This is a genomic window from Bacillus sp. TH25 (genome assembly GCF_016650935.1).
GTDB lineage: Bacteria > Bacillota > Bacilli > Bacillales > Bacillaceae_G > Bacillus_A > Bacillus_A mycoides.
In genome coordinates this window covers 76,978-97,994 of sequence record NZ_JAEKEU010000008.1, presented here as the reverse complement: position 1 = coordinate 97,994, position 21,017 = coordinate 76,978, and the positions used below count along the sequence as shown (strand labels likewise).

Genomic DNA, 21,017 nt, shown 5'->3' with positions numbered 1-21,017 from the left:
CCATCCTTTCCTATGATTCTACAGAAAGAATAACGTATTTTTTTCATTTTGAGGGTATTTCTTTTTATTAGCTTAATAGCGATGGGCGGGACCCCATATTGTGGAATGTAAAAGGGATTTCTATATGATTTAACATTCCAATATTCCTTTTAGCATTTTAAAATTCTGTTGATAAACCTCTGGAGAACCCCAATTTTTGTAGTTGTTAGGTACTTTAATATCTTCGATATGGTCTTTTTCTCGTGCAATTACAGTTAAATCAGTTATATAGTCTATTAATTCTAAAATATGGATTTTCATTCCAATTGAACCATGTCCTGGAATTGCCATCTCAACATCCATATCGCTAACCTTTTCCAAAATGCGAATCCAATTCTCAGGATTCGATTCTTCAAAAAATGTTGGATGGCAATCAACAAATAATAAATCACCCATGAATATTACTTTCTCTTCTGGAATATAGAGAACTGCATCACAAAATGAATGTCCACCACCTAATGTGAAAAGCTGTGCACTACGTTCAATTCCATGAAACGTTATTGCATCACAAAATGTTTTTTGAGGTAAAACTAATTTCAAAGTTGGTAATGAAACTTCCAATTCGCTTAGAAAGTTTATTTGATGTTTTAACTTAGGGTCATTGTTTTGATTTATTTGATCTTTTAAAGAATGAATATAATTTCTTAGACCTTGTATATCATTTTTCTGCTTATTGATTCTCGATGGATGAATATCCTTCATTTTTTCATATGTAACTTGACTTGAAATAATATTACTTTCCTTAAATGCTTGGTTACCTCGAATATGATCTCCATGCCAATGACTATTTACAACCCATGTCACGGGTCGATTGGTTATTTTTTCTGCAATATATTTTAAATCTTCAGCAGCTTGTTGTGTGTTAAATGTATCAAAAACTATTGTTTTATCTCCTAAATCAATAAAGCCTGCATTTGCTACGGCACCACTGCCTTCTCTTGCTATTGCAACGTATATCCCTTCACTAACTTTTTCAAGACTAAAATGTTTGCTGAAAAATTCCTTATCCATTTTCCTCTCTCCTTGATTCTCATTTTAACAAAATATTTCGACATTAAAGGAGGGATTCCTTTGAAGGGGTATCGCCCATCACCATCAAGTTAAAATTTTATAATGCCCCCAAAAAAAGAAACGAACAAAAATGTTCGTTTCTTTTTCATGGTGTTTAATGCTCAAGAAAACTTATAACCGCATAAGTATATAGAACGACTAGAGCAAAGGCACATATTCCCATAATTATAATCGCTAGTGCGCTTTTCTCTTATCTAAACCCTATAATTCCAAGAATAAATGCACTCCACATTGTTACCTTAAGCATTTTAGAAAGGTTGGGAATTGAATATCCACTCAACCAGGTAGAGAAACTTACAATTACGGAAAAAGAGAACAAAGTTAGAACAATAGATAATATATTAATGTGCTTCCCATACTTCAGTTGCATTTCGCTACCCCTTTTCTTTTCATTAGTGAATAATAGGTAGATGGCTATATTTTTATTTTATTCTAAACTTTCTTGAAAATATACAACAAAAAGAAGAGGTTGTCCCAAAAGTCGCTGAATAGTTACTTTTAGGCAACCTCTTTTCTTTATTTTTTACTTTCCTCTAGTTTAGAGATACTTGCTTCTTTTTCAGGTAACGTATCAACAAAATCCTTTTGAGCTTTCAATAGGTCAGATTGTTGTATCCAAGCCATAAGATCATCTAAAGATTTACGGGCTTCTTTTACATCGCCAGTAATATCATTCATGTTCAGCTTATTAAATGTAGCTAAAAATTCTTGTTGAATCTCACCTTGCAATGCATTGCTTTGTTAATTCTTTATTTTCATCACTTTTTGCCTTTTGAACATTATTCATAGCTTTCCCGATTTCATGTTTATCAAAAGCATCTTGCGCTTTCTTTAAATTTTTCAAGTTCTTCACGTTCACGCGGAGACAATTTTTCTAGTAGGGGTACCACCCCATCACCATCAAGCTAAGAAATGCAAAAGATAAAAATTGGAAGCCAATAGATGAAAAATAATAATTCCTTATTCAACTAACGCATGCATTAGTTGAATAACCTAAGGCCGCTTCGGTAGCCATTTTTTTGTACCAACTGGCAGTTTAGTTTTCAATATGTGAAAAGGGATTTCCAAGTAATTAATTGAATATACATTTATTGTTTACTAATTTTTAGGAGGTCCCTTTATGGGAGATAAACTTTACTGTATTGCTACATATCAAGTTCTTAATGAAGAAAGAATAGGAGCTTCGCACGGTTCTATAATAATTTATAGTGCTGCTGTGACGGGATCTCCTGTTAGTGAGATAGGGTGTTTTTTAATTTATTTATCATAATAACGTACCACGAAATTGCAACTCTCGTCCTCAAGAATTATTTCTTTTGGGTGAAAGTTTTTTTATTCTGTCATAATTTAAAGTTTTCGAGAGGAGAAATGATATGAATTCTATTTTATTAGATGTTCCGTTACAAATAGAAACAGACAGACTAATTCTTCGAGCACCACTTCAAGCTGGTGACGGGAATGTCGTACACCAAGCTATTAAGGATTCAATTAATGAGTTAAAACAATGGTTGCTTTTATTCCAGTCAATCCCTACTGTTGAAGAAACGGAAATTATCCTGAGAAATGCCCATATAGATTTTTTAAAAAGAGAAAGCTTTCGCTATCTTATCTATCATAAGGATACTAATGATTTTATTGGAACTGCTAGCCTTCACGGAATTAATTGGAAAATTTCTAAATGTGAAATTGGATACTGGATTAACACGCAATTTAGTGGCAATGGATATATGACAGAGGCAGTAAGTGAGTTAACAAACCTTGGATTTCAGTTACTCAAATTTAGAAGGATTGAAATAAGATGTGAATCTACTAACACTAAAAGTCGTACGATCCCTGAAAAACTAGGTTTTGAGCTTGAAGGGATATTACGTAATGAAGATCTTTCAGCTGACGGTAAAAAACTAACTGATACCTGCATCTATGCAAAGGTAAATTAGATTAAAATTTTAATACTCAATTGATTCTGTGTACATAGTTTATTCCCCTTCTAATCCGTTATTGTGATTTGTTTAGAACTATAGTACATCAATATGTTTAAAATGAAATGTACTGAAATGGGTATTTTCTATTAAAATAAGAATATTTACTTCTCATAATAATATCAGTATTATATACAAATGTTACAATCATTTTATAAATAAATTACTTCATGAAGTTATAAAATTAGGACCGTACATATTAGACATATCTAAAATTTACGGTCCTTTTGTTTACTAGTACTTATCTAACCTAAAGATAAGTATGTGCTCCTTTTACAATTTGAATTTCTTTGTAAGCTTCTTATATTTTCTATATGAACGTCGAACAATGTTTAACATGAAATACGGTATTTTAACAGGGAAAGGCAATTTATAAATGAAAGGCAAGTAAAATGTAAAATATGCCTTTTCTAAGTCTCTCCACTTACTATCTTCTTTTGTTTTTAAGAAATCAGATACATCGACTACATATCCCCTTCCATTTTCCATCATCACATTTTTTCCGTGAACATCACAAGGAGTTAATCCTTGCTCCCTTGCATACTCTATAGCTTCATTGATATCAAGGATTACCTGCTTAGGAATTTTAATCCCCTTATGGATAGCATCGTATAAGGTAATTTCTTTTAACCGTTTCAATACTATGAAATTTTCTCCTTTATATATAAGATTCGAATAAGAAGGATGATTTCCGATTCTTCGGTATACTTCTGACTCTTTTTCAATTCCTTCTCCTTCTCGCGCGTAAACTTTCACTACCCAATCTTTGTATTCTTTGTGCATAAATACTGCGGCATAATTACCTGTCCCTAAACACTTCCAAAGTCTAGGAATATCTTTAACTACTATAGGCTCGAATTCATCCTCACTTCTTATGCTTACCTCTTTTAATAATTCGTCCTTTATCAATCTCACAAAACTATTTATACTCATCATTCCCACTCCGGTTTTGCTACAAGGGGTACTACCCCATACCCATCAAGTTAAAAAGTACATTCTTCCCTAATACGAAAAAAATGAGCAGACTTCACTAAGTAACTAACTTTAGCGAAATAATTTTTTCATTTAGGGGTACTTCAAAACCTTAAAATGGATATTCTACGCAAATATATATTATTGATACAATAAGTTATGTTAACTTCACATAATTATATTATACAAAAACTCAGCAAATATCGTTACAAAAAGTGTACAATCCATATCTACTCTCTCTAAATAGTTTACTGCGAATCTATTTTAAGGAGATAAGTAAATGGCATATTATGTAGGCTTAAATATATTTGTTTCCCCAAATGCTAATAGTAGTAATGATAGACTTGCTCAAATGTTTATAGGAGCTCAAGACTATTGGTTTGCCTATACCAATGAAGAGTATTCCGCAGATAAAATTGACTGTTTTAATCCAGATACTTTAAAAGATTTACTCCCATATACTCAAGGAGTTAACGAATGGATTGGTTTATTTTTTGCCTGAGGAAATAGATTAGCAGATGGAGAAAGCACTGGGTGCACTTCGTATGTACCGATTGTTCAGAATGGTGAAATAACGGATTTTCAAGCTAATATTGTTGTCACTGATGAAGCAGATCATAGTAACGAAGAAAATGATTTAATGCTTCCTATAGTACCAGCAATTCCTAACCCTATTCTGACACAAGAAGAGGTAGAAAAAGCTCTGCAAAGTCCTAAAGCTTTTTATGTTAAATAATTAATATAAAAAAGGAAAAGAAACTTCTGACATCATAATTTTCTCCCCTTTCTCTACTTATCGAGTAACATTAATAAATGAGGTACCGTCACATTGTCATAAAGCTAAGGATTCACACTAATTATTAAGCAAAAAAGACCGTATCACTACGGTCCTTTTCTCGCTCTTATGCAAACACTATGACTGTGTAACTTTATTAGAAACAAGTAGTTTTTCAATACATATAGGTAACATATCTAATAACGTTTCAAATGCGTAATTTACGTCCAGACGCTCCGTCCATTGATGTGCATCTTTTCCTACTGGTCCCATATTTAATACTGGAACGTCAAACTCTTCTAATTCCTCTAGTGGAATCGAATAACCTTTATCCCATAATGGCATATTGTCTACAAGAGAACTCATTGAATCCAATGGGTTTTGTAAGCCCACATAGCTTAAATCTGAAATTCCTCCAAAATAATTTTGGTTTTCAAATGTAATGCTATGATTATAGTGGGCATACTTTTCCATTTCTACAACTACCTCTTTAATTAAAGGATTGTTGCGTGAACTCACAGCTGGATAGTATGGCGGCGCAAAGAAAAGTACAATCATTGGAGCCTTTTCTTTACATAAGATAGCTAATTTGTCTACTAAATCAATAGTTACTGCACGATCATCTTTATCTTCTCTATTTTTTATAATATCGGATTGAATTTCATCTATTTTTTCTTGTCCATATTGTTCAATTGCATAAGCGATAAGCTCTTCATACGTTAATACATTTACTTTAAGATTCGGCGGTATGAACGGATTATACTTAGAAAAATGATACGCTCGCTCCTCATAGGATTCTTCGATTTTCTCTGCTACTTTCGTTACTTTTTGGCGTAACAATGAAACTACATCTGTCATCGTTTTTTCTAGTAAAAACAAATTAAATAATGTGACTGCACGATGAGGAATTTGTACAGAATAATCCTCCTTTAAGTCTCTTTGAAGCAAGTTAGTTGGTGGAGGACTCGCTTCACCATCTACAATATCGCAAAGGTCCGTATTCAACTCTAATTCAGCTGTTAATAATGCAGCCATATAGCTCCCATTTAATCCTGCAAAAGGTTCGCCTACATGTGTCTCTTTTCCATAACAAAGGAAACCAGGTAACACCTTACCAATAGAACCAGTATAAATATACTTATTTTGGTCACCAGGATGTCTTGAAAACATAGGCTCTGAATTTAGGACCGTTTTATACTCTAAGTCATGTTCTTTTGCTAGGTCTAATAATCTTGGAACAGCAGCTCTCATCCCTACAGAGTTCACTTCTTCATCTGGAACAGCCAATAAAAGAACATTCCCATCAAATCTTCCTTCACAAGCTTGCTCAACCATCGCCATTTGTAAAGCTAGACCACATTTCATGTCCATCGTTCCTCTACCAAATAGCCAATCTCCTTGTTCAATATCTTCACGTACATGATCTGGTAGCTCATCTTTATGAGAATAAAACATAGATGTTAATTTTTTAGGGTTAAATGCATCTTCTTTCCACACTCCGTAATCTTGTACATCTACAACATCAAAGTGGCTAACAAGAATTACGGTATTTTTCGTACTATCACTTTTCTTTACTAGGGCTGTAACAAAATATCTTCCATCTCCCGTCGGATTTTTTTGTAAATGATGCGGATTTTGTTTGAAATACTGTAAGTCAGATAATTGTTCTACAACAAAGTCTGGCAATATAACTTCAGCTTCTGAACCTGTAATACTAGGAATTTCAACAAGATTGCTTAATAATTGAACCAATTGTTCTTTAGATTGCCACTTTGACATATAAATCCCCCTATTTTTCCGCATTATGAAAATCAATTCCAATATATGAATAAAAAATGACGACAGCTATCAAAATTATAATTCTGATGTACTGCCGATTTTTACTGATATTTCATGAGCTGCTTGTTTTACCTTACTAATAAGAAAAGATAGTCGATCATCATTAATTCGATGACTAATTAACCCAACACTTAATGCTCCTACTACTTTATGATTAAATCCTATAATAGGTGCAGCTACTGAAGCTGTCCCCTCTGTTTTTTCACCATAACTCACAGCATATCCTTCATTTCTTATCTGCTTTATTTGATCGAAAAGAATTTGCTTTTGTTCTGGTAAAGAAGAAAGTAAATGTTCTACAATGTGTTCCATTTCATTCGTGTTCATATTGGCAAGCATCGTTTTATTTGCGGCTCCAATCGAAAGTGGAATCTGTTCCCCTAAGTTATCGATAACTCGAATTTTTAAAGGGCTATCAATTCTTTCAATGATAATAGAATGTGTTCCATTTGGAATGTTCAAATAAACACTTTCTTCAACTTCAGAGGCCACACGCTTCATCACTTCTCTTGCAACAGATCTGTAGTCTACCTTCTCCAATTGACGTAATCCTATTTCCATCCACATTGGTCCAATCTTGTACTGTTTTGTTTCTGAAATTTGCGTAACTAATCCATGCTCCATTAAAGAGTTCAGTAACCTATGTACTGTACTAACCGGGAGATGTGTTCTATCAGCTATATCAGAAATAGCCCAATACTCTTTTTCATTTGTAGAATTCAGTAACTTAATAATACCTATCGCTCGATCAATGGACTGTACCATAACTCGCCTCAACTTTACTTGTAGTATGTTTAGCCTAATTACCTATCAATTTATCAAAAATTCAAACTGAAATCAATTAATTTATTTAATTTTCTAAAAACAGAGATATAACACTATCAAAAAAATGAAAACGCAAACAAAAAAATATTGACTTTTCTTTTTAATTATCTGAAAATTAGAACAAGATTTCACATCACGGAATGCATTCCATAATACGGAAAAACATCAATTTTCATACTACCAATTATGAAAGTGAGGAAAACAATGACGCAAGTAAACAATACAAACAATGAATTAAAGCGCACGATGAAAGGTAGACATTTATTCATGATTGCACTCGGTGGTGTGATTGGAACGGGGTTATTTAACGGATCTGGTTTTATTATAAGTCAAGCTGGACCTGGTGGATCCGTACTTGCCTTTATGGCCGGTGGATTATTAATGTATCTCGTTATGCTATGTCTTGGTGAGCTTGCTGTAGCAATGCCAGTTTCAGGTTCCTTCCAGGAATATGCCACTAAGTTCATCAATCCCGCAACTGGGTTTACCATCGGATGGTTGTATTGGCTAAGCTGGGCGAATACGACTGGTCTTGAATTTACCACTGCTGGTATTACAATGCAGCGATGGTTTCCTGATATTCCTGTCTGGGTTTGGTGTTTAATATTTGGTGTTACAATATTCACTATTAACGCATTATCCGCTCGTAGTTATGCAGAAACAGAATTTTGGTTCTCAAGTATAAAAGTATCTGCCATTATTGCTTTCATTATTCTTGGCGGCGCCGCTATGTTCGGTTTTATTGATTTAAAAGGAAACGAACCCGCTCCGCTTCTTTCAAATTTCGTAAATCATGGTGGTTTATTCCCAAATGGACTTGCCGCTATCTTATTAACAATGGTTACAGTCAATTATTCCTTCCAAGGTACAGAACTTGTTGGAATCGCAGCAGGTGAAAGTGAAGATCCAGCAAAGACTTTACCTCGTTCTATTAGAAATATAATATGGCGCACGATGTTTTTCTTCGTCTTAGCAATCTTTGTTCTCGTGGCTTTAATTCCTTGGGAAGAGGCAGGATTAACAAAGAGTCCGTTTGTTGCTGTATTTGATAATATAGGTATTCCATATGCAGCTGATATTATGAACTTTGTTATTCTTACTGCTGTTCTTTCTGTCGCAAACTCAGGACTGTACGCCGCAACTCGAATGCTTTGGTCGTTATCAAAAAATGATATGGCTCCAGCCTTTTTAAAGAAATTATCATCACGAGGGATACCTCTAAACGCTTTAATCTTAACGATAGCTATTTCTGCTTTTTCTCTTTTGACAAGCGTTGTAGCTGCTGAAACTGTTTACTTATGGCTCATTTCAATTTCTGGAGTCATTACAATTATTGTTTGGATGTCAATTTGTGTTTCTCAATTCTTTTTCCGTAAACATTATTTAGCCGACGGTGGAAAATTAGAAGACTTAAAATTTAAAACTCCACTTTATCCTCTTGTACCAATTCTTGGTTTTGGATTGTATGGCATTATATTAATAAGTCTTATCTTTATACCAAGTCAAAGACTAGGAATCTATTGCACTGTACCATTTATCATTTTTTGCTACACCTACTATCACTTTAAGGTAAAGAAAAGAATTGCTACTAACACTCATACAGAAACTAAAATTAGCGAAACTTCGTAATACTGTACTATATTTAAAAGACCGCACATGGCTTTTACTTCATATGCGGTCTTTTATCATTGACGCTTTTTTTATCATTCCTTCATTCATTTTCCCAGGAACAGTTCCCCTATTTTCCCCATACTATTAGAAGGATGATGTCGGTATCGTTAATGTAGTAAATGCTACATTACCCGCAATTATGTTTACTGTTCATAAGTTGCTGATTCTCCTTACTATTACTGTTCTGTTTTGGTATATTAAATACATGAAATTAAAAGACAGACAGGAGTTAGATACAATGATAAAAGGTTTCGGAGGAATATTTTGGAGAACTAAAAATCTTGATGTTATAAAAAAATGGTACAGTGAAGTGTTGAAGATTGAAATAGAAAATTGGAACGGGACTGTGATTAAACCCGAATTAGGAACTGAGACTATCTTTTCTTTCTTTGCCGAGAATGATAGTTATTTTCCTACAGAACAACAAGTAATGTTAAATTTCCAAGTACATAATCTAAACGAGACTATTCAGCATCTTGAACAAATTGGCGTACCTCTTGAAAAGAAAGAAGAGATTAGTGAATTTGGAAAGTTTATTTGGATTAAAGATCCTGAAGGGCGATTGATTGAGCTTTGGGAGAAATAGTGGATTTTAATCATTTACTATTCAGCTAACAGATGCTTTAGTTCAATAAAAAAAGTTAATTCCTTTGAAGTGCACCTCCGATTATTAGACACAGTCTAACACTCGGAGGTGCACTTTTTTATGGATTAAAACTTCTTAGTGTTGTAAATTCGCATTTTCCTGTGTGTTAGCTATTGATAACCCTCTTTCCTCCATCATTTGCACCAGGTTACGGAAGCTCAAATTGTACCGTAGATACCATCTTACTGTTAATAAGATTAGTTCAGGCTGATAATGCTTCCATTTAAACAAATTTTCCTTTTCCATACTGATCACGCACCTGTTTTAGAGTCATACTTTCAATATGTCCAAGCTTAAGAGATTACTTGCAAGGGTCTTGAATTTTTCGCACCAGAACCATAAAAAGTCATCCTATTATTTCTAAAAATTGTATAAAAATATTGTCCCACACACAAGATTAAGTGGCCTTATATATCTAAATGAAAAAATAACCCATACTTCATTGACAATCACCTTAAATATCTGAATTTTCCATATATTAAAGGATGTTACTCAAACAACCTCGAACATTGTAATAAACATACATAAGGAGGTTGATCTATTTTGTTTCGTTCATTTACAAATGGATGTGTTGCCCTTGTGCAGCGTTTCTTGCCAGAACCGTTTATTTTATCATGTTTATTAACTGTTTTCGTTATCTTCTTCGGCATGTTTGCCACGCACCAAACACCGGTAGAAATGATTACGCACTGGGGTAATGGAATTTGGGGACTTCTCGCCTTTTCTATGCAAATGGCACTTGTACTCGTGACTGGATCTGCTTTAGCAAATGCCCCACTTATTAAAAAAGGATTAACGAAAGCAGCGAAATTACCGAAAACAAATGGACAAGGTATTATTGCTATTTCAATCGTAAGTTTACTAGGAGCATACATAAACTGGGGATTTGGTATTGTTGTTTCTGTTTTATATGCAAAAGAAGTGGCCAGACAGTTAGAAGGATTAGATTATAGGTTAGCAATTGCTTCTTCCTACTCTGGATTTCTCATTTGGCATGCAGGCCTTTCTGCTTCTATCCCTCTTACGTTAGCAACTGGCGGCGAAACGTTAATTAAAACGAAAGCTGGAAGTATTAAAGAAGCGATTCCAATAACAGAAACGTTATTCTCACCATACGCACTCGTGCCAGTTATTATTTTTCTCGTTACGATGCCTCTCATTAACCGGGCCATGCATCCAGATGAAAAACATACGATAACTGTAGATCCTAGCGTATTCCATGAAGAAGCTGCCGCTCAAGAAGTAGGGAACAATACGTTCGCTGAAAAAATGGAAAATAGTATGATTATTACACTTTGCATCGGATTATTAGGTCTTATTTATATTTTTAACTATTTTAGTACGAAAGGCTTTAACCTTACACTTGATATCGTTATTTTTATGTTATTAATTGCCGGTCTTATTTTCCACCGTACTCCGATTCAATATATTCACGCTTTCTCTGACTCAACTAAGAGTGCTTCAGGTATTTTACTTCAGTTTCCGTTCTATGCTGGAATTATGGGGATGATGATTGGAGTAAATAGTGAAGGTCTTTCACTTGGAGGAGCTATTTCTACTTTCTTTATTAGTATTTCAAATGAAACCACATTCCCGCTCTTTACATTTTTAAGTGCTGGCATTGTAAATATTTTCGTTCCATCTGGAGGCGGTCAATGGGCAGTGCAAGCACCAATTATGATTCCAGCTGGCGCTGAACTTGGTGTACCTGCCGCGAAAACAGCGATGGCAATTGCATGGGGCGATGCTTGGACAAATTTAATTCAACCTTTCTGGGCATTACCGGCATTAGCGATAGCTGGTTTAAGCGCGCGTGATATTATGGGATTTTGTGTTGTTAACTTACTATATGCAGGATTTATCATTAGTCTATGTTTCTTATTTATTTAAACGAAAAGCTAGTTTTATACTAGCTTTTTTATATAATAAATCATTCGTTATCTATACAGCTTATTACCTTCCTCCACTCTACCTCTGCATGATTTAATGCTTCATATGTAAACAAATCTGCACACACTTTTTCAATCATATGGGGATTGTTCTTAAGGAAATTCCACTGCAATACTTTAGGAAGAAAATATGTTTCATATTCTTTACTTCCCCTAATCACCTCACCAACTTCTCTTTCACAAATCCCTCTTATTAAATAATCATTTCTTAATTGTATCTGAATTTGTTGAAACGTTTCACTACACTTCTTCAATTGGACTAAACACGTAATATACGTACGAAAAAGTTCGTCATCATAATTGCAACACTTTATAATACGATCGATTTCATTCATAATGTACGAGCCTTTTCTTCTATTTGTAATAGCCATTTTTCACGCTTCTCTAGTTTACTCGTTTTCACAGATTGAAAAACTGACCGTTTTATATCACGAATACCACAAAAACGTAAAACCCCTCGTTTCATCATAATCCAATCCGCTGATCGATATAATAGGGCCACATACCATAACGGTGAGTCTAACGTATTAATAACCCATGCCTTCTTACCCTTCAATAACCCTTTTGGTAAAGCTCCTTCATATTTATAAGCAAATCCAGCTACAAAAATACGATCGATAAATCCTTTTAAAATAGCAGGCATGCCCCACCACCATATTGGATATATAAAGAGAAGAGTATCCGCCTCTTTCACTAATTTTCTATATCGCTCCGTCTCTTCTTCATGTAATAAATCACGTCTTTTCTTCTCTTCATTAAATACAAGCACTGGATCAAATTGTTCTTTATATAAATCAAGTAGCGTAACAGAATGATTTGTTTCCTCAAGTCCTTTTTGCACATGCTCTAAAATTGCCCCATTAAAGCTTGAAGGATTAGGGTGAGCATATATAATTAGTACGTTCACTACAAAACAACTCCCTCTTTAGTTAAAGTTTCTCCTTCTTTAACATCTTCTCTACAATTTGCACATTTTTCGAACTTTGTAACAAACGATTTAATACTGTTAGTAACTCTTCTTTTTCTAAACCTTTCAATTGCTCTTTAACTGTACTCTCACCAGCACCTTGAATTTCATACACAACTGCCGCCATATGTTTACAATAATTTTCATAAGGACACTCGCAGCTACTTTCTGCAAAATCTTCAAGATCAATAATCACTTCATAATTCCCTGCATTTCCAGTAACGAAAGCAAATACTTTCTTGTCGTGTATTTCAACATCTTCTACATGTCCCTCTTCATAATATTCATATCCTCTATCTATAATGTACTTTGGAATCCATTTCATTATATCTTTTAATAAGTATGCATACATCACAACACCTCTTCCTCTAATTCCCTTTTGACTTCCAAAATCCTGCATGTTATTCTAATAACTGTCAAGTAGCGAGTCTACGTGACAAAACGACTGACACCTATTCGGCGGAGGTGTCTCTTTTCATTTGCAGCCGATATGAAGTGCCTCTTTCAGGCACATTCAATCTTTGACACTACACACTCAACACCATTCCCTTGTATCAGGCTGCTTCAGCAGTCTTTTACTTTACATACTTCAAAAAAAAGAGAGCTCAGCTCCCTTTTCCCGCCTTATAAAATACCCCTTTTTCAGCATAGCGATATTCATCATCAGCTAAAGTAATTTTCCCATCCAGTTTGAGTTCATCTAATAGTCTTGATAAATAAAATTGATGTAACATTTTTTTAGTGAATTTTCCTTCATGATGCGAAACGATATGTTCTTGAATATCTAACAATGATATTGGCTTATCTTGCTCTATCATATATTCATAAACTGTACTACGCAGTTTTACGTATTTTTCGAGTGTCACAGTACTTCGCAACCCCTTTCTTCTTATTATATGTTTTCGTAATCGGTTTTTTTGCAACAAAAAAACCTCTCCGATAAGAAGAAGTTACGTATATCTTCGTCTTATCTCCCAGAACAAATATGTTCTGCTGGAATTAGCACCTGCATCGCGGTTGCTGGGTTTCATCGGGCCAGTCCCTCCACCTCTCTGGATAAGAAAATATTCACTTTAAATTTAACTATACGTAATTTTATTATAATTGTCAAATAAATATAAAAAATTATATTTTCTTCTTTATTGTTCATACTACAAAAAGATGTACAAAAGGAGGCTACTACGTTGAAAAAGAATGCTCGTGGATACGTACAAGATTCTTTTCATTCCTTACAAGAAGCGAAACATTGTTTAGAAGATGCATTACAGACTGTTGAAGAAGATTTTAATCGCGCACGTATTGAACAATCCCTTTACGCTGTAGAGCAAGCTCTTCAACGTTGCGATTACACCGTTCACATTTTAGAACAAGAATGAAAACTTCCCATCAAAAGATGGGAAGTTTTTTTCAAATGGCATACTTCATCATTATTACCGTTATTATTAAAAAATATACAGAATTAACAATTTCTAAAATCCCTACTTTTAATATAGAAATCTTTTTGCCATACAACATAATGGCCCGAATTACACTTGGTACAAATATGAGTGAACACCATGGATTTATAGCAAATACAATTACCGTTAATACAATATGATATCCCCAAGATATCAAACGATACTTCGGATTATTTTTTTCACGAATCATCGTTTTCACATAAAATGTACTTCCTAAAAAATATAGAAATGAAATAAGCGCAATGAATAATGCTGTTTTATCTATGAATTTCACGGAGAAATAATAACTGATTAAACCACCTATACAAAACACTATAATCGCACAAACATCATTTAGTAATGCTCGTTCATTTTTTTGACGAGCGTAATACATATTTACAATAAACAATGGAATCATTAATACTGCGAATAAAAGAATTCGCCATTCATATAATAAAGAGATCATCCCAAATACAAATGCAATGATAAAATAAACAATTGCAGCGTGTAGAAATTCTTTTTTTCGTCTTTGCCTTATGTACATGAGAAATGGATAAGTGGCTAGATAGATAAAGAACCAGGCTAAAAACAATGGGATATGATAAAAAGTAGGTTTACCAAGTAATACACTTAATAGAAATGGGATGACAAGCATCGCCCATGCTCCATGTTGCTTCGGAATAACTAACTTCATTAACTATACACCTCCCTCTTGAAAATAATTCTCACCTACTATTATACAAATAATTTCATATAATAACGGATATATATTGAATCTATTTTTTGACAATAAAAAATGCTTCTTACAATATGTAAGAAGCATGAAAGAGGCAAACGAATATGTAAGTCGCGACCCTACCTTATATGAGTATGCTTTTCTATGTCACGTTATGCTCATCTAATATACCGTATTTCTTTTTAAATCTTGTGAGGATCGTAATCCATGACGTACTAAATAACAGAAGGAAAATAACATTCGATATCGCATGACTAAGATCGAAAGAAAAACTTGCGACATAGTAGGCAATAACTGTTTCCCACGTTGCTTCCTGTATAAAACCAAGGAGACCCCAGAAATTCATAATCCAGCCAAATAAAAATCCAACGACGAATCCGTACAACAGTCTTCCCCACAGTTTTTTCATTAAAAATGTATTACGTAATAGTCCAGCTATAAATCCGATCATGCCCCAGGAGAACATTTGCCACGGCGTCCACGGACCTTGTCCTAAAAAAATATTAGATACAATGGCCGCCGTTGCCCCAATCATAAAGCCAGTTTCACTTCCAAAAACAATTGCAGAAACGATAATGACAAAGGAAGTCGGTTGTACACTCGGTAATATCGAAAATGGTACCCGGCTAACTGCTGCAATCGCCGCTAACACAGCAACGATAACAATTTCACGTGAAACAAACGCCTTCCTTTCAAAACGGACATAGAAAGGTAGCATAATGGCAGCTAATAAAAACAAACTACTTACCATGTAATACCCGTCCATAATAAGAGTCGTAAAGAGTAGTGTACATATTACAACAGCAAAAATAAATATTATAAATGCAACATATCGTTTGGACACGCTTCGTACACATCCTCCCACGTTAATGCAAATGGCAACTCTCTACGGATGAATCTATTAATAGATGTTGTATAAAAGAAGTTACCACTAAAGAACTCTTTCGGTGCATCATTCATAATGACTTTCCCGTCAAATAACATCATACATTGATCAACGTATTTCGCTGCAAACTCAATATCATGCGTTGCCATTACAATTGTTGTACCTTCTTTTTGCAACTGTTTAAATAGCTCTCCTACTCTTTCCTTTTTCCATGGATCTAGTCCCTTTGTCGGCTCATCCAGTAATAATAAAGTTGGCTTTGATAATAACGTTGTACATAATGCAAGTAATTGTTGTTCTCCGCCGCTACAATCATGCGGATGGCGCTCTTTAAGTGAATCTAACCAGAACTTTTTCAACATTTCTTCTGCTATTACTTTTCCCTCTTCACCATATAATTCACGCGCACGCTCATAAACCTCTTCCCATACTGTATCAAATGTAAAATGATAGTACGGATGTTGCGATACATACCCTATACTTTTAAATCGTTCTTTCGAATCAATTTTATGTATCACTTTTCCATTCCACTTTACCTTACCTCTTCTAGCTTTTTGCAATCCTGCTAAAATCGTTAACAGTGTAGACTTCCCAGTTCCATTTTTCCCAACTAAAGCTGTCCATTTTCCTTTTTCGATGTTCACTGTTAAATCTCGTAAAATAAGTGGACTATTTTTTTCATATTGAAAAGATATATGTTCTGCACTTAAAATTACATCTCGTTTTTCACATCGTTCTACTTGCCCATTCCTATATGATATCGCTGAAAAATCATTCATTTTCATTTGCGCTTCTCGCACTGTAAATGGAATCTCTTTCACATTCCACTCTAAAAACAATCTTGGAATTTGTGGAATAAATGGACGAAACTTCTCTACTTCCCACATGTTCGCTATCACACTTTTAGACGTACCATCATAAATGATTCTGCCGTTATCCATACAAACAACGCGTGTTGCGAGCGGTATGACTTCATCTAAACGATGTTCACTTAAAACTATCGTAATTCCAAGTTCTTCATTAATACGTTTTAACAATCCTAAAAACTCTTTTGCAGCAATCGGATCTAGCTGCGCTGTCGGCTCATCCAGTAATAGTAACTTCGGCTGCATGACTAATACTGCTGCTAAATTTACTAGTTGTTTTTGACCACCAGATAAAGTATGAACAGATTGATGTAACAAATCTTGAAATCCTAAAAAGCTAATGAGTTCCGCTATTCTTTTTTGAATAATATGTGATGGTAGCCCGATATTTTCTAAAGAGAATGCTAATTCTTGAATAACTGTATCCATTACGAGCTGATTTTCTGGATTTTGAAATACCATACCAATTTCTTGTGCAGATAATAAATCTGGTACATCTTCTAATAAAGCTCCATCATAATATGTATGCCCAGAACGCGTGCCAATTGGAAGTAACTCCTTTTTAAAATGTTTCAATAAAGTTGTCTTCCCAGAACCAGAACCACCAGCAAGTACTATAAATTCTCCTTTTTGAACAGAAAGAAAAATATGCTGTAACGCGTATTCATTTTCATCAGCATATATAAATGATAAATTCTTTATTTCTGCATGCGCCACCATATCCATTCCCTTCCTTCCATTACAATCGGTAAACTAATAAACATCATAAATAGGAAAAACATCATTCCATCGTATTGCTGGAACAGTATTGATTCCACTTTCGGATAAATAATCAATTTCCCTCCGCCATAATAACTAAATATGAATGAGGCTATAAATAGGATACTTAAATAACTTAACGTGTACCAATCGCGTCTTTCCATTCTATATCGAGTATAAGTCGTACGCTTCGTTACACCAAATCCACGAGCCTGCATAGAATCTGCTGTTTGTAGTGCATCTTCTAACGAACAAACTAATAACACTTGCAGTAATTGCATTCCATTTTTTATACGCTCAATGAGTGAACCTGAATCTAATTGTACACCTTTCGTTTTTTGGACGAGTGTAATTTTCTTTAAGCGTCGTATAAATAAAGGAACAAATCGCACTGTAATCATCGTTAACAATGCAACTTTCGGTGAAATTCTTGAAAATAAATATAAAAATTTATGACTCGAAATAATATCGTTATAAGAAGCAAACGTAAACATAATCGCAACTAATAATAACCCCATTACAAGTCCATACATACAGGCCTCAAGCTTAATCCGGCTATCTCCTAAATAAAATAACGTAGTCGCTCCTCTATGCGTTAACAAAGAATTGAATAAAATTACCATCAAAAAGAATATAAAAGTACTAGGCAGCATCTTTCTTATTTTCTCACCATTCCCTTGCACTATATTTAAGATTACTATTAGTATAATTGCTCCAATTAAAAAAAGAGGATGAAGACACATCATGCATAGTATCATCACCCCAATATAATAGAAAAAATTAACAAAAGGATGTAAAGAAGAAAAGCTTATTTTCATAGTCCTTTACCAAATATCCTTTCCTAATTTAGTATACATACACCCACTCGATTTTATCTCCAGGCTTAACTGTAACTACACCTGCGCTACGGTTCGGAAATGCACCGTTCACACGATATTTCCATCCACTATTATCATTTACGTCTTTTTCATATAAGTTTTCAATACCTTTTACGTAAACATCACCTTTAGATCCACTCGCATCAACATCTAATCCTGTGCCCGTGAGCACACTGTAAACTGTGTCACCTTCTTGTACATCAACCTTTTTCGCACCTAATAAGTATCCTTCATTTCCTTTTACGGAGATAGTAACTTGTTTTGGTTTTGGTATTACCGGATCTGGCACTGGCGGTACTGGATCTGGTACCGGTGTTGGTGGAACCGGAACAGTTACCTGTTTTCCTTTATTTGGATCTTCTTTTTGCTCCTGCTTTGGTGTTTCTTTTGGCTGATTAACAACCTTTGCTTCTTCTTTTACTTCTGGCGCTTTCTGCGGCTGAGGTTTCTCTTCTTGTACTTTTTGTTGTTCCGGTTGTTTATTTGCAGCAGGCTGTTCCTTTGGTTTCTCTTCCTTCTTTACTTCAGGTTGTTCCTGCGCTTTTTCTTCTTTCGGTTTCTCTTCTACTTTTTGTTCTTGTTTATCTTTCTGCTCTTCTTGTGGTTTCTGTTCCGGTTCAGCTTGCTTCTCTTCCGGTTTCGCTACTTCTTTTTGCTCTTCTTGCTTCGGTTCTGCCTTCTTCTCAGGTTTTACAGCCGTTTCTTCACATCCGGCTAATAATCCCAATGAAAGAACTAAAGAAATGAACCATTTCATCATACTCATGCTGTCCCTCACCCTTCATAATAAAATTAGGAGCAAATGATTGCTCCTAATTTTTGTTAAGCTGCTTTACGTCTCCATAATACATATGCAGAAGCGATACATAATACACCCATACCTACTTCTGTTGCTGCACTATGAGAAGATGCTCCTGTTTGTGGTAATTGATTCTTATTCTTGTTTGTTTCTTTATTAACTCGTTCGTTATCTACAACAACTTTTAGATTTTCATCTTTTGGTTGTTTTTGTAACTCTTCTTGTTGTTTCGGCTGTTCTACAACTTCTTTTTCTTCTACAGTTGTCTCTGGCTCTACAATTGGTTTCGTATCAATTTCATTCTCTACTACATTTGACCAATCATAAATCGATTTCCCAAGATCTTTAAACTGAAGTAACGCTAAAAATGCTTGCTCTGTAGCCATTCCGCTACCTTTTTGATCACTTGGTAACCATTTGAACTCACCATTTGGAAGCTGGTATGACATTAAATTTTGTACTGCTTTATTAAGACGATCGTGATCTACATCTTTAACTAGCGATAGTCCAATAATTGCTTGTGCAGTACTATTAGAATTCTCTTGTCCATCAGCGGCAAAATCACCATTACCTAGCTGCTGCTTGTATAAATAATCAACAGCTTTTTGAATAGCTGGCTTTACATCTGCTTGATCTTGATAAGGAGCTAATGCTGCTAATACCATACTTGTTACATCAACGTTACTAGCACTTTCTTTACTACTTGAACTATCATATGTCCAGCCACCGTCTGTATGCTGCGCTTGTAAAAGTGCTTGTACTAAAGCAGCTCGATTCCATTTTGCTTCGGCCGGAACCTCATATTTCTTTGTATCTAATGCAAGTAATGTAAATGCGTATCCTGTAACGGAATTCACTTTATCGGATTCAAATAAATTTTGTACTAAATTTTGTCCCTCTACCTTTGTAGGATCAACATTCATTGCATTCATCATAATAATCGTTCTAGCTAAATCTGTTGCTGAAAAACGATTTAAACGCTTCTTAACCTTTTCAGCTACTGGCTTAACATAGTTTATTTTCGTTTCAAGCGGAACATTTACACCTGAACGAGCAAGTCCAATCGCAACCCAATCACTACCAATTCCATCTTGTAACATCTTTTCTGACGTTTTAGAAATCGCTTCGTTTAATTGTGCTGCTGGAATTTCGACTTTCTCTTGCTTTGGTTGTTCAGTTACTTTATCTTCTGGTTTACCATCTGGTTTTTCTGTTTTCGGTTCCTCTGGTTTACCATCTGGCTTTTCTGTTTTCGGTTCTTCTGGCTTACCATCTGGCTTTTCTGTTTTCGGTTCCTCTGGTTTTGGCTCTTCTACAGTTTTACAAGTGCCAAATTTATCTAACGTTTGTTGCAACGTTTGTTGACTCATATTGCTCCAGTCTGCAACGTAACGAAATGCAACAACATCCCCAGACTCTAATTTATAACTATCCGCCCCAACTTCTGCAGATTTATCATTTACATCATACAACCAACCGCTCGTTGCTCCGGCCATTAATCCATCGATGCCCTTTATATACGTTCCAAATGACATACTTTCAGATGTTACTTTGTCACCCATAACTTTTTGTAGCAAACTAAAAGCTGTTTCTCCATCTTCAATGGAAACTTCTTTCGGACATAACATAATTCCTTTTTGTGATTCACCAATAATTGCAAGTTTCGCTGTCTTTCCTTCAGCAAACGTAATATGTACTGTATTCGCAAAAGAAACAAATACAAGTACCACTGCCATTAATGATGTAAGCAGCCATTTCTTTAACATTGCCATCCCAAAATTCCCTCCCTTTACTAACATTCACACAAAAAAAGACCCTTTAAGGGTATGCGGTTGACACTCTCTTTTTGTAAGTGTCGAACAAAAATGTACAACACCTCCTACCCGCATTATTCGCGGCTATATTTGTATAGGAAAAATAATTT

Annotated in this window: 23 protein-coding genes, 2 pseudogenes and 1 riboswitch; of the genes and pseudogenes, 7 read left to right on the top strand and 18 right to left on the bottom strand. The window is 34.7% G+C overall.

The annotated features are described in order from the left end of the window. Positions 1 to 129: 129 nt before the first annotated feature. The 4 genes and pseudogenes from JFT89_RS03475 to JFT89_RS30430 form a co-directional block, all read right to left on the bottom strand. Positions 130 to 1,050, bottom strand: a complete 921-nt coding sequence (locus tag JFT89_RS03475) for an MBL fold metallo-hydrolase (RefSeq protein WP_201039444.1) — start codon at positions 1,048 to 1,050, stop codon at positions 130 to 132. Between the two features lie 154 nt (positions 1,051 to 1,204). Beyond that, positions 1,205 to 1,480 (bottom strand): annotated as a pseudogene (locus JFT89_RS03470) (hypothetical protein). Positions 1,481 to 1,626: 146 nt separating this feature from the next. Beyond that, positions 1,627 to 1,839: a hypothetical protein gene (locus JFT89_RS03465; protein ID WP_016091781.1), complete on the bottom strand. Its 213-nt coding sequence runs from the start codon at positions 1,837 to 1,839 to the stop codon at positions 1,627 to 1,629. Then, positions 1,829 to 1,954, bottom strand: a complete 126-nt coding sequence (locus tag JFT89_RS30430; RefSeq protein ID WP_265113329.1) for a hypothetical protein — start codon at positions 1,952 to 1,954, stop codon at positions 1,829 to 1,831. Before JFT89_RS30430 ends, JFT89_RS03465 begins: the two co-directional genes overlap by 11 nt. A gap of 276 nt (positions 1,955 to 2,230) precedes the next feature. Here JFT89_RS30430 and JFT89_RS03460 point away from each other — a divergent pair, with 276 nt between their 5' ends. Together JFT89_RS03460 and JFT89_RS03455 are read left to right on the top strand one after the other, a co-directional pair. Next, on the top strand, positions 2,231 to 2,380 hold the full coding sequence (locus tag JFT89_RS03460; RefSeq protein WP_002142482.1) for a hypothetical protein: 150 nt from the start codon (positions 2,231 to 2,233) through the stop codon (positions 2,378 to 2,380). A gap of 103 nt (positions 2,381 to 2,483) precedes the next feature. After that, complete coding sequence (locus JFT89_RS03455; RefSeq protein WP_002066117.1) at positions 2,484 to 3,047, top strand: GNAT family N-acetyltransferase; 564 nt, start codon at positions 2,484 to 2,486, stop codon at positions 3,045 to 3,047. A 315-nt stretch (positions 3,048 to 3,362) separates the two neighbouring features. Here JFT89_RS03455 and JFT89_RS03450 read toward each other — a convergent pair whose 3' ends face one another. Further along, entirely contained in the window at positions 3,363 to 4,031 is a 669-nt protein-coding gene (locus JFT89_RS03450; protein WP_080118267.1) for a protein kinase family protein, read from the bottom strand. A gap of 310 nt (positions 4,032 to 4,341) precedes the next feature. On the opposite strand from JFT89_RS03450, the gene JFT89_RS03445 reads away from it, so the two are divergent. Next, positions 4,342 to 4,563 (top strand): hypothetical protein, encoded by a 222-nt coding sequence (locus JFT89_RS03445; protein WP_016095833.1) that lies wholly within the window; start codon positions 4,342 to 4,344, stop codon positions 4,561 to 4,563. 411 nt (positions 4,564 to 4,974) lie between these two features. Here the strand turns inward: JFT89_RS03445 and JFT89_RS03440 are convergent, their stop codons facing one another. Together JFT89_RS03440 and JFT89_RS03435 are read right to left on the bottom strand one after the other, a co-directional pair. Continuing rightward, on the bottom strand, positions 4,975 to 6,615 hold the full coding sequence (locus JFT89_RS03440; RefSeq protein ID WP_033706956.1) for a M20/M25/M40 family metallo-hydrolase: 1,641 nt from the start codon (positions 6,613 to 6,615) through the stop codon (positions 4,975 to 4,977). Between the two features lie 75 nt (positions 6,616 to 6,690). After that, the gene (locus tag JFT89_RS03435) at positions 6,691 to 7,440 is read right to left on the bottom strand and encodes an IclR family transcriptional regulator (RefSeq protein WP_002066114.1); all 750 of its coding nucleotides are present in this window, start codon (positions 7,438 to 7,440) and stop codon (positions 6,691 to 6,693) included. 264 nt (positions 7,441 to 7,704) lie between these two features. On the opposite strand from JFT89_RS03435, the gene JFT89_RS03430 reads away from it, so the two are divergent. Both JFT89_RS03430 and JFT89_RS03425 read left to right on the top strand, forming a co-directional pair. Beyond that, the gene (locus JFT89_RS03430; protein WP_201039443.1) at positions 7,705 to 9,129 is read left to right on the top strand and encodes an amino acid permease; all 1,425 of its coding nucleotides are present in this window, start codon (positions 7,705 to 7,707) and stop codon (positions 9,127 to 9,129) included. A gap of 280 nt (positions 9,130 to 9,409) precedes the next feature. Further along, entirely contained in the window at positions 9,410 to 9,757 is a 348-nt protein-coding gene (locus JFT89_RS03425) for a VOC family protein (protein ID WP_002033235.1), read from the top strand. 162 nt (positions 9,758 to 9,919) lie between these two features. Here the strand turns inward: JFT89_RS03425 and JFT89_RS03420 are convergent. Next, positions 9,920 to 10,063, bottom strand: a pseudogene (locus tag JFT89_RS03420) (IS6 family transposase); the annotation flags it as partial. Between the two features lie 297 nt (positions 10,064 to 10,360). Here JFT89_RS03420 and JFT89_RS03415 point away from each other — a divergent pair. Next, positions 10,361 to 11,707, top strand: coding sequence for a short-chain fatty acid transporter (locus tag JFT89_RS03415; protein ID WP_201039442.1), 1,347 nt, complete (start codon positions 10,361 to 10,363; stop codon positions 11,705 to 11,707). Positions 11,708 to 11,747: 40 nt separating this feature from the next. Here JFT89_RS03415 and JFT89_RS03410 read toward each other — a convergent pair whose 3' ends face one another. The 4 genes from JFT89_RS03410 to JFT89_RS03395 all read right to left on the bottom strand — a co-directional run bounded on the left by JFT89_RS03410 (position 11,748) and on the right by JFT89_RS03395 (position 13,659). Continuing rightward, positions 11,748 to 12,101: a hypothetical protein gene (locus tag JFT89_RS03410; RefSeq protein WP_016095837.1), complete on the bottom strand. Its 354-nt coding sequence runs from the start codon at positions 12,099 to 12,101 to the stop codon at positions 11,748 to 11,750. Next, positions 12,098 to 12,673, bottom strand: a complete 576-nt coding sequence (locus JFT89_RS03405; RefSeq protein WP_002066109.1) for an NAD(P)H-dependent oxidoreductase — start codon at positions 12,671 to 12,673, stop codon at positions 12,098 to 12,100. The genes JFT89_RS03410 and JFT89_RS03405 overlap by 4 nt, the downstream gene beginning before the upstream one ends. A gap of 22 nt (positions 12,674 to 12,695) precedes the next feature. Further along, positions 12,696 to 13,133, bottom strand: a complete 438-nt coding sequence (locus JFT89_RS03400; RefSeq protein WP_002066108.1) for an SWIM zinc finger family protein — start codon at positions 13,131 to 13,133, stop codon at positions 12,696 to 12,698. 205 nt (positions 13,134 to 13,338) lie between these two features. Continuing rightward, complete coding sequence (locus JFT89_RS03395) at positions 13,339 to 13,659, bottom strand: hypothetical protein (RefSeq protein WP_002110869.1); 321 nt, start codon at positions 13,657 to 13,659, stop codon at positions 13,339 to 13,341. Positions 13,660 to 13,697: 38 nt separating this feature from the next. Continuing rightward, a riboswitch (SAM riboswitch) is annotated at positions 13,698 to 13,796 on the bottom strand. Between the two features lie 121 nt (positions 13,797 to 13,917). On the opposite strand from JFT89_RS03395, the gene JFT89_RS03390 reads away from it, so the two are divergent. Next, entirely contained in the window at positions 13,918 to 14,109 is a 192-nt protein-coding gene (locus tag JFT89_RS03390; protein ID WP_002084448.1) for a hypothetical protein, read from the top strand. Between the two features lie 31 nt (positions 14,110 to 14,140). Here the strand turns inward: JFT89_RS03390 and JFT89_RS03385 are convergent, their stop codons facing one another. The 6 genes from JFT89_RS03385 to JFT89_RS03360 all read right to left on the bottom strand — a co-directional run bounded on the left by JFT89_RS03385 (position 14,141) and on the right by JFT89_RS03360 (position 20,865). Next, complete coding sequence (locus tag JFT89_RS03385; protein WP_201039441.1) at positions 14,141 to 14,863, bottom strand: YwiC-like family protein; 723 nt, start codon at positions 14,861 to 14,863, stop codon at positions 14,141 to 14,143. Between the two features lie 184 nt (positions 14,864 to 15,047). After that, on the bottom strand, positions 15,048 to 15,749 hold the full coding sequence (locus JFT89_RS03380) for an ECF transporter S component (protein ID WP_016095839.1): 702 nt from the start codon (positions 15,747 to 15,749) through the stop codon (positions 15,048 to 15,050). Then, positions 15,722 to 17,383 carry an ABC transporter ATP-binding protein gene (locus JFT89_RS03375; RefSeq protein ID WP_201039440.1) on the bottom strand — a complete coding sequence of 554 codons (1,662 nt, stop codon included), beginning with the start codon at positions 17,381 to 17,383 and terminating at the stop codon, positions 15,722 to 15,724. Before JFT89_RS03375 ends, JFT89_RS03380 begins: the two co-directional genes overlap by 28 nt. Further along, positions 17,356 to 18,234 (bottom strand): energy-coupling factor transporter transmembrane component T, encoded by an 879-nt coding sequence (locus JFT89_RS03370; RefSeq protein ID WP_016096638.1) that lies wholly within the window; start codon positions 18,232 to 18,234, stop codon positions 17,356 to 17,358. Before JFT89_RS03370 ends, JFT89_RS03375 begins: the two co-directional genes overlap by 28 nt. A 28-nt stretch (positions 18,235 to 18,262) precedes the next feature. Next, positions 18,263 to 19,060 (bottom strand): DUF4430 domain-containing protein, encoded by a 798-nt coding sequence (locus JFT89_RS03365; RefSeq protein WP_016096639.1) that lies wholly within the window; start codon positions 19,058 to 19,060, stop codon positions 18,263 to 18,265. A 56-nt stretch (positions 19,061 to 19,116) separates the two neighbouring features. Then, entirely contained in the window at positions 19,117 to 20,865 is a 1,749-nt protein-coding gene (locus JFT89_RS03360) for a DUF4430 domain-containing protein (protein ID WP_201039439.1), read from the bottom strand. Between the last annotated feature and the right edge of the window lie 152 nt (positions 20,866 to 21,017).